We start from the raw sequence: 14,107 nt of genomic DNA on the forward strand, positions 1-14,107 counted from the left end.
ATCAAGAAACTGGACAACAAGGAACAGCGTTGGATGAAAGACAAGGATCACAAGGTGAGCCGTGAGATCGTCGACTTCGCAAAAGAGAATAACATTTCTGTCATTCGCCTAGAGAAGCTAGCGAACATCCGACAGACGGCAAGAACAAGCCGTAAACACAACAAGAATCTGCATACATGGTCGTTCTATCGCTTGGCATTATTTATCGAGTACAAGGCGAAACTAGAAGGGATCAAGGTTGAATATGTCAATCCTGCATATACATCTCAGACATGCCCTTCTTGCGGGAGTCGGAATAAAGCGAAAGACCGTACCTATTCGTGTTCTTGCGGATTTAATAAACATCGAGATGTAGTTGGTGCGATGAATATCCGAACCGCACCTGTGGTTGATGGTAACAGTCAATCAGCCTGAGAATCTATATGATCTGTCTCAGGAGGGGTGATGGCACACCCTCATCTGGAGGTTTGAGCAAAACAGAAATGGACTGCGCTCGCACAAGCACTTCAGAATCCCACTCATCCCGAAGGGTGAGCTTGCGGCTTTAGCCGTGGGAGTGTCAAGACCTGACCAATTTTCAGGTGAAGCGTTGACCGAGCACATCGAACTCGAGGACATGCTGTCACCTTACCTTGGTATCAAATCCAAAGAACTGAATCTTGAATATTTTGAGGCTGTTGTTCGTCATGCCCAGCAATTGTTTGATGCGTTGTTCGAAGAGGGCGACCCCATTCGGATCGTTTGGCATGTATATGGACAGCCCGTCAAACCGACCCGTCTGTTCCGTTATATCCAGGACAAATTGGTGCGCTTCAAGACGACCGCCACATCGTGCGCATTCGATGACGAACCGTTATGGATGTTCACCGTGCCGGTAGCAGACAAGTCCGCAATCCGTGTGCGACCACTCCTCGAGGCGATTTGTTATCAAGATTTTTATACGAAAACGAAACCGCGTTTGAACGGTCAATACACGACGCATCCGTTCGTTCAGTTCATCCACGAACGAGAGGGGCACGTCTTGTTCGTATACGATGACCGCGGTGCGTATATCCGTGGAACGTCACCAGCCCACCTCCAATCGCTCAAACAAAAAATCTCCCCGTCCCGCATGCCCAATCGGACATGAAGGACGAGGAGATTCCCCGTGTTGCCACCTTCGTTGAAAGACGCCTTGTCTTCCCACTCATCGCGAACCATCATTCGCTGTCCCCGATAACGGGAGGACCCGTCAGAGCCTACATGTCGGTCTGAACGCTCAAAAGCCCATTCACGCAAGGCACGACACCGGTTCGCATCGACCACCGGCTTTCTGAAGACGTCCCTTCGCGCTACTCTTCTTTCTCATCGCGAGTTCGTATGAATGTTATCGTTACTTTAACGGGATAAAGATGCGTTGTCAAGCATCATTTGACCGAAGCGTGCTCCACCTGACGTTTGCCGATGAACGTGAACGTGATCCCCAATGCCAGGAGGGGGAGGAGCCACCACTTCGTAAAGAAGAAGAGGGTGCCACGATACATGAACCACTCCATGCCTAAGTAGGCAATCAGCGTGAACAAGGGAGCGATAGACAAGCGCTTCAAGTGCAATGCGATGGCGACCCCTAGTCCGATCGTCAACGTTGGGACGATTACGAGTTGCCAAAGATATGGGTCAATATAGTGAAACATGGAGAGTCCTCCTTATAAAGATGAATCATGACACATCAGACAGATTTCTTCGTTTTCAACAATCCGACGAAGATGAACGAGAACAAGAGCGAAATCAGCGGGAAGATGACATTCCACGAACTGAGATGGCTGATATCGAACGGACTGTGGTCATAATAGACGGCAAAGTACGTCAATTCGATGATTGCGTTCAACAAGAACGTCACCACAGGGCCGACCCAAATCCGTTTCATGATCATGGCGACCACGACACCACCGCCGATGGTGAGGACCGGGACGATCACGAGCTGCCATAGGAACGGATCGATATAGTGAAACATGGAGCATCCCCCTTATAACGATTTGTATCCTAAGAAGTACGGGCGCCACATCGGGTCGTGGATCGAGTTGATTTGAAGCATCTCGCCCCCGGCATGGATGAAGAACTCGTCATCGAGCATGATGCCGATGTGCGATGGACCGGATTTATACGTGCCGGCGAAGAAGATGATGTCTCCGCGACGACCACTCGTGATCCCTGTGCGTTTGTTCTTGAAGTGTCCGCTATACCAATAGCCCGACACGTTCGTGCGACCGCCGATCTTCCCGGCCTGGTTCGTCGCATAGTGGATGAGACCGGAACAGTCGAACCCACCGTTCAGCGGTGACTGTGAGCCCCATGTGTATGGTGTCCCGAGATGTTTCACGGCGGCGTTGATCAGACGCTCTTTTTGCGAGTTGTCCCATTTCTTCAGCAAGGCATCCTGCTTGATGCGGATGTCTTTCGTCTTGACGTAGACGGGGCGCCAGTCGTACTGGATGAGATACGAGTCGCCACTCTTTCCACGAGGGTAGATGCGACGACCGGCATCGAGATAGCCGATCGGACGGGTGTCGTTCGGGTTGGCGTAGAACGGTGTCTTCTTCGTCGTCCCGTAATGGGCGGCCGTATAGATGCTCGCCGGCTGAATCGCTTTCGGTTTCGTCTCGGCGATATACGGGTTCAGCACGTACACGCGTTTCCCGGACGGAAGGCGGACGTGCCAGAAGTCGGCATCGATCGAGCGGAGCCCGACGAGTTTCGTTCCACGTGGCAACGTGCCGGCCGGACGACCGTATGCGACGTCAGCCGAGAAATAAGGCGTCCCGTTGAACTGCGTATAGAAGACCGTTCCTGCCTTCGGTTTCGCGGTCGGTTTCGAGACGGCGAGGTAGCCTGTCGCGACATAGCGATACGTCCCGTTCAGACGGATGCGCGTGTAGTATCCACTCGTCCCGAACGTTTCGACGACTTGCCCACGTTTCAAGGAACCGACTTGTTTCGCGACAGACGTCGAGGCGTACACTTCGACCTCGTTATAACGAGAGTAGCGCATGCCCGTCGATTCGAAGCGAGGCGGTTTTTTCGTGCTCGTCACGCTCGTCGGGATGAAGTAGTAGTTCCCTTGCGTGAAGATGCGGGTATAGTTGCCTTTCGTCCCGTAGATGGTGACGAGTTGTCCGCGCTTCAGGCTGAGGGACGTCTTCGACGACAGGACCGTCCGTGCGTAGACCGGCGTGTTTTTCGTGATGTATCGTTGTCCTGTTTTAAGCGGTGCCGGTTTTGTCGTGCCGAGCGATTTCGTCTCGACGAACAGGAACTGGCCGCGCGTATAGATGCGTGTGAAGTCGCCGTCCGTCCCGTAAATGGTGACGAGCTGACTTCGTTTCAGCGACCCGACGACTTGTTTCTTGTCCGTGTCCTGATAGATGTTGATCGCGGCGAGCGCATAGCGGCTGCCTGTCTTCGTGTAGCGCGGCATCTTGTCTGCGAGCACGTCGCGTTTCATATAGACGTATGCGCCGTCCTTGAAGAGCCGGGCGCTGTCTCCGATGGTGCCATAGACGCTCGTCTGTTCACCGCGGACGAGGGAGCCGATGATCTTGCCGGACGCATCGGTGTAAGGCGATGTCGTCAAGACGAACTGGGTGCCCGTCTTGAACGGACGAGTGCTCGTTGCATCAAGGGCGACATAGCCGAAGCCGTCCGCCGTCTCGATACGAAGCATCGAACCGACGACAAAACCGTCGAGCGTCTGCCCGGCTTCAAGCTCGGCGATTGTTTCCCCGTCTGGTGCGGACAAGACGACCGCACCTGCTTTCGCGTAGCGGGTCGTTGCTTCCGGCATCTTCTCGCCGAGAGCTTCACGGGCGACATACGTCCCGTCCGTCGTGAGGAGAAGGTCGCCTTCGAGGTCAAAGACGTCGACGGCTGTCCCGATTGGGAGGGTTGTGACGGGGTTACCGGAAGCGTCGAGCGCATTTGTATCTGTTTGGGTGTAACGTGTGACGGCATATCGAACGTCGTCATTTCGAACGAATCCGTTCTGTGTATCGACCGTGACGGACGTATGGGTCTCGGTCACATCCTGGATGTCGACACGTTTCGGCTCATCCGTGACGAGCAGGATGCTGGATTCCTCCGGGTCGGCATAGAGCGTCGTGCCGGCAGGGAGCATGGCGTCGGACCCGACCGCCTGTGCGGTGAGAGTCCAATAAAAAGTAAAGAGAACAAGCAAACTGAAGATTCGTTTCAAGCGTTCCACCTCGATTCATGAAATTTACATTTTTTAGTATATACATAGTGGAGATGAAAAAGGTTGCTTATTTCGATAAAAGGGAAATGATTGAAGGAATCTGTAATCAGCATTCCACTCGTTCGTTTTCGACCATCTGTGCTATGATAAACGGGGAAAGGAAGGGACAACGATGGAGACACTCAACATGAAACAACTTTCTGAAGACCGGTCGGCTCATCAGGTGGCCGGCGATCTCGACGCGATGCGGGCGCTCATGCACGACTCGTTCCGATATGTCGATTCGAGCGGGCGTCAGTTCGATAAAGAGACGTTCTTGGACCAGTTCGTCGACCCGACAGCGATTCAATGGATCGCACAGGACACGGTCACGTTCGATGAGACGGTACGCGGCGACCTCGCCGTCGTCCAACTTCTGCTAGAAGAGAAGTTCATCATCGGCACGAACGCCTACGAAGGCCGGTTCTGGATGCTTCATCTTTATGTGAAAGAAGATGACGTCTGGTTATGGCAAGGCGGACAGGCGACGATGATCAACGAAGGTTAAGCGTTCAGGCACTCCAAACAGTGGGGTGCCTTTTTTATTAAATGAAGGAAATGTGAATTTGAAAAATATATGCCTATTTTAGAAAAATTATGTACCCTTTTGAAAAAGGACAGATTATAATAATTTTGTAAACGATTGTCATTATTCTTGAGGGGGACCCTACTTATTATGAAGCAACCGAAATATGCAGCACTTTTCTTAGCTACCACACTCGCATTCGGAGGTATCGCGCCTTCGGCAATCGTCAACGCAGAGACGTCTGAAGATGTGACTGCTCCTGACGCACCTGTATTATCGGCACCATACCACACGTCGACATCACTCACGATCACAGGTGAAGTGGCTGCGAAAGCGGAGATTATGATCAACGGTAAGACGTACGTCCGTACCATCTTAGAAGGTGGCGAGGCCGTCTTCAAGATGTCACCACAATCGGTCGGTAAAGTCATCGACGTCCGTCTCGTCGATGCGAGCGGCAACATCAGTGAGACGACACGCGCCATCGTCGCAGAAGACCCAGAAGCACGTCCGGACGCACCGGTCATCAAACCGTTGACGGAGACGTCACGTGAAGTGCACGTCGTCGGGGAGCCGGGACAATATGTCGAGCTCTCGATCGGCAGCAGCACGTATAAAGGGAAGTTCGATGCGAACGGTCTCTACCGTCGTGGCATCGCGCCGCAACCGGCCTACTCATGGCTCTCGGCGAAGACGATCACGACGAAAGGTGCGACGAGCGACGTCTCGAAACGTAGCGTCTACAAAGACAGCATCGCACCAAAAACGGCGACGTTGACACAATCCGTGACGGCAGCATCATATGGCGTCTTCGGAAAAGCCGAGCCATATGCGACAGCCATCGTCAAGATCGGCACGAAGTCATACACGGCACCCGTCATGTCGACTGGGAAGTTCATCGTGAAGATCCCGCGTCAAGCGATGGGGCAGAAGATGTCACTCGTCATCCGTGATGGTGCAGGAAATGTCAGCCAACCAAAGGCGATCACGGTACAGCACGCGCTCTACAACAACTTCCACCGTGTCTACTTTGAAGGGATGAAGGTGACGGTTCATAAAGAAGTCTTCTACGCAGATGCGACGACGAAATATGCGGACACGTTCGTGCCACTCTTCTTCGGACATCCGTCGAAGTCAGGCCTCGGGTTCCTTCTCAGCAGCTACACAGAGGACGGGTCGGTCGCTGGATTTGAGAAGTTGACGCTCCGCGTCGGTCGCGCGACGTATTCGCAAAACATCGACGAGTACGATGTCTACTATGACGAGTTCGATGACGGCTCGGTCGAAGAGTCATACTTGTTCGAGCCAGATGCGAAACTCATCAGCTTCGTCGACAAGTACGTCCGTCCGGAAAACCGGATCACGGTCATGGTCCAAGGAGTGGACTACGACCTCGAGTTCAACTTATCGGGTGCGGAGAAACGCGCATTCATCCAATCGCTTCAATACGCAGGATACTAATTCCTTAGGACCGGTGGAGACACCGGTCTTTTTGGTGAACGGAGTTGCAACATGAAAGACAAGCGAGATCTCATCTATTCGCTAAAAACCCTGCCGGTGCCCCCGATCTCCTCGAGTCGATTCCTATGGTGGATGAAAGCATTTCTTCTATTATTAATCCTCGCTTGGTGCATGACGATGCTGAACGTCGTGAGTGAGAACTCGACGGAGCGTTATATGAAAAACGAGTACGGTGTCGAGGAAATCTATTTCATGGAGGAAGAGCGCTTCTATTATGTGATCGATCGCCAGTTCAAGTTCGAGCGGTTCTCGAGCGCGACCGAAGACCATGGGTACTTCCGGATCGAGCAGATCGACTACACGGACCGATACGGGAACAAGGTCGACTTTCGCTTCATCAAGGTCGCCGGGATCTTCTTTGACCGGACCAATCATGAGGCCAATTACCGTGTGCTCGAGCGCAAGAAATCAATCGAGCAATCATTCGACGAACGGGTCGAAACATTGTCGAAACATTTTTGTTACATTTTTGAAACATAAACCGATAAGTATCGTAGAACGATGTGGGGCACATGCTCCAGAACAAACGAAAGAGGGGAAAACATGAAAGCACGATTCAAGCAGTTCGTGGCGATGGTGACGGTTCTCGGCCTCGTCCTTTCGTTCCTGCCGCCAGCACTCGCTGACAGCGGAAACGGGATGACCAATGCCACATTACTCACTCCGGGGGAAGCGGTCGAATTCACGACCGGTACGGACCCGGTCAACACGTATTGGTTCAAGATGGAACGAGAGACGTCCGCGATGACACATATGGAAGTCACGTTCGAATCTTCGAAGCTCGCGAACATCAGCGTCTACCCGAGCGCCGACATGGCAGCGAAGGATGAGACGTTCGACCGTTACCGCGCGAGCGCGACGAAGGAAGAAGAAGAACAGACGGCCAAGATCGACTTCCCGTTCGCATGGGAAGGTCCATACTACATCAAGGTCGAGTATATGCCGATGGAACTCGCAGACGGGATGATGGACATGCCGACAGAAGAGGTACCGGAAGGCGAAGAGCCACCGGCACCAGACCTCTCGATGTTCGCGTCAGACATCAAGCTCGTCGTCAACCCGGTCAAACTCCCGGTCAAATACGAGCAGGTCGGCGGCGACATGTGTGCCGTCGAATCGATCGTCCAACCGGCACCGGAACGTGACTCGATGCTCAAGCTCATCCGTCGCGTCCAAAGTGAAATACTTGGCACGTCACAGGAAGGTCGCGACTTGTCGGCCCTTTACTACCGTGCCTCACCGTATATCGTCAAAGCGATCACGTTTGACGGCGAGAAGCGCAAAGCTGCCCTCGCTGACTTGAAGACGCTCCGTCCGTTGTTGACGGCACTCGTCGACAAGAAGGCGTATACGCTCAAAACTCAGGACGCGGTGGCGATCAACCGTCTCCACGCCTTGGTCGACGCAAGCGTACCGGCTGCGCTACAAGGCGAGATCGGCGAGATCGCGACAGCGCTCGAGATGGACTCGCTCGCCGGGACTCCGGTGACGGACCTCTTCGGCAAAATCGGAATGACGATCCAAACGGACGGCAGTGACGCACCGCGTTACATCGTCAAATACAAATCGTCACCAAACACATCGATCGGCAAGATGAACGCGATGAGCGACGTCTCGGCCGAGCGCATCGCTATCGGGAAACCGTCTGATTACTTCGCGCTCGTCGATGTGGAAGAAGCATCGACGAAGATGCAGGCACAGGCGAAATCGACGCTCGAGTCGGACCGTAACGTCGAGTATATCGAACCGGTCCAGACGTATCAGTCGTTCGCGACGGACGTCAGCCTCGACTACCAATGGGCCATCAACCAGAAGTCGGTCCTCGAGCCGTTCGCGAATGCAGGGATCGGCCTCGACAAGTATGAGGCGTTGAACTTGCCGAAACGGTCGATCAAAGTGGCCGTCCTCGACACAGGGGTCGACCATCGTCTCCTTGACCTAAAAGGTAAGGTCGATGTCGCCAACGCGAAGAACTTCGTCGACCCGAACGGGGAAGGCGACGCGATCGATGACCACGGTCACGGGACACACGTCGCCGGCGTCATCGGTGCGACACGTGACAACGGCGTCTCGATGCGCGGGATCGTCCCGAACGTCTCGATTCTACCGGTGAAAGTGCTCGATGCGGGCGGTTCTGGGGACACGGACCAAATCGCACTCGGGATCAAGTATGCGGTCGACGCAGGGGCGAAAGTCATCAACATGAGCCTCGGCGGCAACGAGAGCCGTACGCTCGGTTACATGTTGAAGTATGCGTATGACCGTGGCGTCGTCATCGTGGCGGCGACAGGGAACGATGCGCAGTCACGCGTGTCGTATCCGGCATCATCGAAATATACAATCTCGGTCGGCGCGACGAACGCCTTTGGGATCGTCTCGGATTACTCGAACTACGGCATCGGCGTCGACGTCGTCGCACCGGGCTCGAAAGTAGCGAGTCTCGTACCGGACGGGAACGTCGTCTATATGGACGGGACGAGCATGGCGACACCACACGTCGCTGCAGCCGTCGCGCTCCTCAAGTCGTATCACCCAGATCTTTCGGTTGAAGACGTACGGACGCTCTTGCAGCGGACGGCAGACCCGATCGCCTTCTCGGGTGGGGACGCACCGTACGACCCACGCATGAGTGACGGGTTCGAGTATGTGTTAGAAGAATTGGGGATGACGCTCCCGGCTTACTACAACCCGGTGAGCGGATTTGGGAAGGCGAACGTCTACCACGCCGAGTCGATGCTCAAATTGAATGCCTCTGGCGCGAGAGCACAGGACAACTCATCGACGTTCAAGGCGAAAGTCACGTCGGGGACGACGGTCCGCGTGTATAAAGGAGAGAAGTTGATCGGACGAGGCACGTCGAAACAGACGATGGCGGCCTTCTCGATTCAACCGCAAAAAGCAGGAGCGGTTCTTCGCGTCGTCTATACGAACGGGAAGTATGAGACGAGTGAACGTGTCGTCGTGAAAGCCGGCGCACGTCCAGGCCAACCGACGGTGAACACGCTCCGTTCTGGCGCGAAGTCGGTCACGGGTCGCGGCGAAGCCGGGATGCGTGTCGTCGTCCGCAACAGCAAGTATCAATTGTTGGGACGCGGTACGGTCCTCCCGAACGGTACTTTCTCTGTGAAGACACGTGCGCTCAAGAAAGGCGAGACGATCAACGTCCACATCGAGGACTTGAAAGGTCGCCCAGGCAAAATGAGCAAGACAACGGTTAGATAAGGGAATTCAATAGAAGAGACGGGTATGCCGAGTGATCGGAATACCCGTTTTTTGATGGGACGGGGAGGAAAGCAAAAAAAAAAGAAGGGGTCGAAACCCCTTCTCAACAAGATTAATATGACATCCTAGTGCCTTTTTGTGTGTAGGAAAGGTATACGTTGGTAGAGTTAAGTTGGTTTACATCACTCTTCGTGAAAGCCTTATAATTAGTACCCATCCAACCTTCATCTACTTTAAACAGCAATATAGCATGAGTTACCCCGTCACCGACAACAACGTTATCAATCCCTGCCAAATCATACACCAGTGATTTGACTTGTTCTTTCGAGTCACAATCAGATTTTCCTCTAAACAACACATCGTAGGCAGACTTTAGTTTTTTGTCTCCTTCTACACCAGTAGATTTATACTTAGAATGTATATATCTTAAAAAGTTATCCGTTCGGTACATCTTTTCATACGTTTTCATAGACATGCTACCATCAAAATATGGTTCTAAAGCCATTTCAGCCATCAATAGCCCCCCGTTATTTGGTGTTCTATACTCTGGATCGCTTGAATCACGATTACCCCTCTCTCCATCGAGAACCCTGAAGATATACTCGCTGAAACCAAACTCAGCCGAATCATACTTCGCATCAAACTCCGCCTTCACCCGTTTGTACACCGCATCGTACTCTGCCTGCGTATCGACCCCGTATGTGTGACTTCCGTAAACCGTCCGAGTGATTCGATTGTTTGAATAAGGCGCACGAAGATAAGAAGAAGGCAACCATCCTGTCTTCCCACCGACTCGGACACGGGACCACTTGCCGTACTCCCCGGTCTTGACGACGCGACTCCAGGATCGCACTGTCGTGACCCGTTTCCCTTTCGTCGACCACGTCGCGTACAAGTCCGTCGTTCGGTTCACGAGATACTCCGTCGAAATCAACGACGGCATAAGCGTATCTGACGGCACCCATCCCGTTCTTCCTTTATACGTGATCTTCGTCCAACTCCCGGACGTCGCGTTTTGATAGACGGTCGTACCGAAGGTGAGCGGGAGGATGACCTTCGCCTTCTTCGACCGTGAGGCGTACACTTTCGTATATTCTGTGGTCACCCGTTCAGCCGTCCCGGTCGTCGATGCTGATTTCGCTTGAATGATTAGATTGGTTACGGGAACGAACTCGATCGGTGAGAGGATAAGGCATCCAATCAATCCGAACGAGATGGATGCTTTCAGTAGTTGTCGCATAGTGGAATCTCCTTTAAATCTTCATTGATTTCAGTATAGGACAATCCTTTCCTAGACATCCGTCACCTTTCAGACGAAAAGGGAATCGATTTTTCAGTTTCTCACGACGGGATCGGTATATAAGGGATCGTGCCAAATCGTAAATCCAGACTAGGCAAATAGTCCTCACGGGCATGAATCCTCCAGAACAGTCACCGATTCTTGTATAGTTGGAATAACGGATGCTATTTTGGATATGTTTGGTTTTGTGAAAGAGGTCAATGATTTTATGAGTTGGAAATATGTATGGAGAAGACTGGTCTTTAAAATTCATCATTGTAAAATAAATGTTAAAGGTAATTAATGGTATAAAAATGGTTTTCAACGAGTATTTCAGCTGAAATCGCATGAAATCAACAAAAATCGACTTGTTTCGACATTTCCAAAATAGGTAAATCTAAAAATGAATTAAACTAAAATCTCCAAAATTCAAAAACGTTACCATTTTTGCGAAAAAAAACGCTTGTGTCGCTTGGAAGGGTTATGTATATTATGGATGTAAGGTTTTCCAAGAACAGTCTTGGTAAATTGTTCAAGATGATTCTTGCAAAGACTTCTACCGGGGGAGAACGCCCGGTCTAAAGAAGAGTCGGTTACATAATCATTAGTACTTTATTCATTGTTATGGATACATGACTCCGAACGAGATCGGTTGGGCAAGGACGGTAGAAAAACCTATCTACCTAAGGGAGGATTTACATCAGATGGCTAAGAAGAAACAATTCGTTACTGCAGCGGCAGCGTTCGCAGTAGCAGCATCAGCAGTAGCGCCTGCAATCACGGCAGACGCAGCATCAACAACGGTCCGTCTTTCATCGGACTACGTACGCGGCGGAGACCTCGACGCAGCACTTGACAAAGAGTACAAAGGTAGCGAGATCTACTGGTACAAGTCTTCTGTAGACTTGAACAAACTCGGCGTGTTCCAAACTGCTAAAGGTTTTGTAAAAGGTCAAGGCATTCGCGTAGAGAAAAAACTTCGCGTCTTGAACCACGCGCAAGAAATTAAGCCAACTTCTGAATTCGTATTCGAACAAGGCGTTCCTGTTTCAGGAATCCGCGTTCAACCAGTTCTCTTCGCAGACGGTAACGAATACGCGAAGCCACTCTTCGTAGCTGGATTCGACACAGATAAAGTTGGGGAGTTCGAAGGAACACTCACTTACGCTAACAAAGCTTACGGTACTGTAACAAAAACGGTTAAGTACAAAGTAGTTGCTTCTAAAGTAGAATTCTCTGAAGTGAAGCACGAAGTCAAAGACGACATGTTGTCTGTCTCTGCTGACGTGAAGAACCTCAAAGAAGGCGAAAAAGTTGAACTCGTAATCTTCCCAGGAAAAGATGAGTCGAAAGCACTCGCTCCGATCACAGCTGAAATCAAAGACGGTAAAGTCATGGTTTCTGCAAAAGACATCCCAGCTGGTACACACTCATTCATCCTTCGCTCTGGCGATGTGAAGACTGCAGCAATGGACTTCACTATTGAAGCAGCAGTTGTTAAAGGCGTGAAGTATATCAACAAATCAGAAGTTGCAGTAACTATTGATGCTGCTCCTAAAGACATGGCTGGTTTCACAATCACTGTTCTTAATGAAAAAGGGGAAGAAGTGAAAGTTAAACCTGTAGATGTCGTACGTGGACAAAAAGAAGTGTTATTCACATTTGAAAAACCACTTACTGCAGATTTCTCTGGAGTTTGGTCTATCGGTGGATATGACTATGACTTTGATGCAATTAAAAAATATGAAGCAATCATTAATGCTGATAATCAAGTAGCTCTTTATAACGCTTTACTTGATGCAAATATCTCTGGAGTTTCAGCAGATTACATCGCAGACTATAAGTCAGCAATCGCTGCTGATACTAAGAAAGCGAATTTAGCTGATATTCAAGCGATTATTGTTAAAGTGAACGCTGATAAAGCTGAAGATACTGTTGAAGGGGCAGCGGCTAAACGTGTCAACGACGCTACAAACCAAGTTCAGTTGCTTGAAGCGCTTAAAGCTGGTTTTGCTCGAGTCAATTCATCTTGGATTGGTGAATATGATACAGCATTAAACGGATCACAAACATTTGATCAAATTCAAACTGCAATTGATACTACCAACGAAACTGAGATTGGTGACCTTGAATCTGATGTAGATACTGTAGCGAAAGCAAATGCTTTAATCAATATCGTTACAACTTATTACAAGCCAGACTCAACTGAAGCAAACGCTCCAACACCTAAAGCTACATTGATTGCTAGCCTTCGTGAAGACGCTGCTCGCTACTCGGTGAAAGAAGCTCCTTCTGTCCTTTCTTTCTACAATGCTCTTGTTTCATTAGCTAACTTGAATGAAAAAGATGGATTGACACTTTCAAATCTAAATGATGATTTGAAATCTGAATACTTTGCTAAAAAAGCAACTGGTGACTATTCAACTGTTGCTACTGTCAAAACATCTGTTATCGATGCAGGGGCGACTGACGCTTTGAATGCAGCTGTTTCTAATGTAGCAGCTGTAAACGTAACAGAGGGTTCTGAAACTCCTGTTACTGAAGTTAAAGCGCTCTTGACTCGTCTTGCAACTGTTACTAAGCATGAAACTGGTGATGCTAAGTTTGACATCGCAACAGTTGTTGATTCACGTCTTGCAGATTACCGTACTGCCTTAAACGGTGTAAGCACTTTAGCTGAAGTAAAAGATGCTATCATGACTGTAAATGCACAAGCTGATCGTACAGTTTACCTTGAGAAAGTACGCACGTCTAGTACTTTAACAGAAGTTCGTGATGCCATCCTTGCACTAGCTTTAACTTCAGAAGAGCCGGGGTCACGTCCTCTACTTGCGCAAAACTTTATTGATGCTTCATCACAAATCAAGCTTGAAGCAGCAGAATTTGTCCTTGCAGAGCGTGCTAAGTTAACTAGCACTGAAGAAGTTAATACAGCAATCACTCTTGATAACTTATTTGAAGAGAATGAAATTTTAGATGTTGCGATTACTGCACATGCTGCTAAAGTTGCAGAATTCAATGCATTAGGTGATTTGTCAACAGCAACGATTTCTGGAACAAAAGTAAACCTTGATACGTATGCATATGCACCTTACGTAGCTCTCACAGCAGTTCAAAAGGTAGCAGTTGCAGAAGAGTTCAACAAGCTTACTAAGAAAGTTGGAGACAATTATGTTTCTCTGAACTTTGCAGGCGATGATGCAGTTACAACATTGAAAGCAGCAAATGCTTACATTGAAACTGCTATTAAAAACGCTCAATAATAATTTTGGGAGGTATGGGATTTCCCATA

At 50.2% G+C, this 14,107-nt stretch carries 11 protein-coding genes and 1 other annotated feature; of the genes, 7 read left to right on the plus strand and 4 right to left on the minus strand.

The window, feature by feature from the left end:
• Both KNO94_RS03870 and KNO94_RS03875 read left to right on the plus strand, forming a co-directional pair.
• Nucleotides 1–414 (plus strand): RNA-guided endonuclease TnpB family protein (locus KNO94_RS03870; RefSeq protein WP_214777645.1); only part of this gene is annotated, 414 nt, incomplete at its 5' end.
• A gap of 142 nt (nucleotides 415–556) precedes the next feature.
• Entirely contained in the window at nucleotides 557–1,129 is a 573-nt protein-coding gene (locus KNO94_RS03875; protein WP_214777647.1) for a DUF3885 domain-containing protein, read from the plus strand.
• Nucleotides 1,126–1,357: a binding site (T-box leader), on the minus strand. It overlaps the preceding gene by 4 nt.
• Before the next feature lie 49 nt (nucleotides 1,358–1,406).
• Here the strand turns inward: KNO94_RS03875 and KNO94_RS03880 are convergent.
• From KNO94_RS03880 to KNO94_RS03890, 3 genes are read right to left on the minus strand one after another with little or no spacing between them, the layout of a single operon-like run.
• Nucleotides 1,407–1,673, minus strand: a complete 267-nt coding sequence (locus KNO94_RS03880; RefSeq protein ID WP_214777649.1) for a hypothetical protein — start codon at nucleotides 1,671–1,673, stop codon at nucleotides 1,407–1,409.
• 35 nt (nucleotides 1,674–1,708) lie between these two features.
• Entirely contained in the window at nucleotides 1,709–1,993 is a 285-nt protein-coding gene (locus tag KNO94_RS03885) for a hypothetical protein (protein WP_214777651.1), read from the minus strand.
• A gap of 12 nt (nucleotides 1,994–2,005) precedes the next feature.
• A complete protein-coding gene (locus KNO94_RS03890; RefSeq protein ID WP_214777653.1) occupies nucleotides 2,006–4,228 on the minus strand; it encodes a C40 family peptidase in 2,223 nt (740 codons plus the stop codon).
• Between the two features lie 172 nt (nucleotides 4,229–4,400).
• Between KNO94_RS03890 and KNO94_RS03895 the strand changes: the two genes are divergently transcribed.
• The 4 genes from KNO94_RS03895 (at nucleotide 4,401) to KNO94_RS03910 (ending at nucleotide 9,536) form a co-directional block, all read left to right on the plus strand.
• On the plus strand, nucleotides 4,401–4,775 hold the full coding sequence (locus KNO94_RS03895) for a nuclear transport factor 2 family protein (protein ID WP_251125816.1): 375 nt from the start codon (nucleotides 4,401–4,403) through the stop codon (nucleotides 4,773–4,775).
• A 168-nt stretch (nucleotides 4,776–4,943) separates the two neighbouring features.
• Nucleotides 4,944–6,254, plus strand: coding sequence for an Ig-like domain-containing protein (locus KNO94_RS03900; protein ID WP_214777654.1), 1,311 nt, complete (start codon nucleotides 4,944–4,946; stop codon nucleotides 6,252–6,254).
• Between the two features lie 132 nt (nucleotides 6,255–6,386).
• The gene (locus tag KNO94_RS03905; protein WP_214777656.1) at nucleotides 6,387–6,794 is read left to right on the plus strand and encodes a hypothetical protein; all 408 of its coding nucleotides are present in this window, start codon (nucleotides 6,387–6,389) and stop codon (nucleotides 6,792–6,794) included.
• Nucleotides 6,795–6,857: 63 nt separating this feature from the next.
• On the plus strand, nucleotides 6,858–9,536 hold the full coding sequence (locus KNO94_RS03910) for a S8 family peptidase (RefSeq protein WP_214777658.1): 2,679 nt from the start codon (nucleotides 6,858–6,860) through the stop codon (nucleotides 9,534–9,536).
• Nucleotides 9,537–9,648: 112 nt separating this feature from the next.
• On the opposite strand, the gene KNO94_RS03915 is transcribed toward KNO94_RS03910, so the two are convergent.
• On the minus strand, nucleotides 9,649–10,776 hold the full coding sequence (locus tag KNO94_RS03915) for an SH3 domain-containing protein (protein WP_214777660.1): 1,128 nt from the start codon (nucleotides 10,774–10,776) through the stop codon (nucleotides 9,649–9,651).
• Nucleotides 10,777–11,519: 743 nt separating this feature from the next.
• On the opposite strand from KNO94_RS03915, the gene KNO94_RS15220 reads away from it, so the two are divergent.
• Nucleotides 11,520–14,078: a hypothetical protein gene (locus KNO94_RS15220; RefSeq protein ID WP_251125817.1), complete on the plus strand. Its 2,559-nt coding sequence runs from the start codon at nucleotides 11,520–11,522 to the stop codon at nucleotides 14,076–14,078.
• Nucleotides 14,079–14,107: the final 29 nt, after the last annotated feature.

It is taken from the genome of Exiguobacterium sp. s22, assembly GCF_018617455.1.
Lineage (GTDB): Bacteria > Bacillota > Bacilli > Exiguobacteriales > Exiguobacteriaceae > Exiguobacterium.

Bases quoted from the DNA above. Each gene is read 5' to 3' on its own strand.
- KNO94_RS03880 (WP_214777649.1), bottom strand. From the start codon at position 1,673: ATGTTTCACTATATTGACCCATATCTTTGGCAACTCGTAATCGTCCCA.
- KNO94_RS03885 (WP_214777651.1), bottom strand. From the start codon at position 1,993: ATGTTTCACTATATCGATCCGTTCCTATGGCAGCTCGTGATCGTCCCG.
- KNO94_RS03895 (WP_251125816.1), top strand. From the start codon at position 4,401: ATGGAGACACTCAACATGAAACAACTTTCTGAAGACCGGTCGGCTCAT.
- KNO94_RS03900 (WP_214777654.1), top strand. From the start codon at position 4,944: ATGAAGCAACCGAAATATGCAGCACTTTTCTTAGCTACCACACTCGCA.
- KNO94_RS03905 (WP_214777656.1), top strand. From the start codon at position 6,387: ATGAAAGCATTTCTTCTATTATTAATCCTCGCTTGGTGCATGACGATG.
- KNO94_RS03910 (WP_214777658.1), top strand. From the start codon at position 6,858: ATGAAAGCACGATTCAAGCAGTTCGTGGCGATGGTGACGGTTCTCGGC.
- KNO94_RS03915 (WP_214777660.1), bottom strand. From the start codon at position 10,776: ATGCGACAACTACTGAAAGCATCCATCTCGTTCGGATTGATTGGATGC.
- KNO94_RS15220 (WP_251125817.1), top strand. From the start codon at position 11,520: ATGGCTAAGAAGAAACAATTCGTTACTGCAGCGGCAGCGTTCGCAGTA.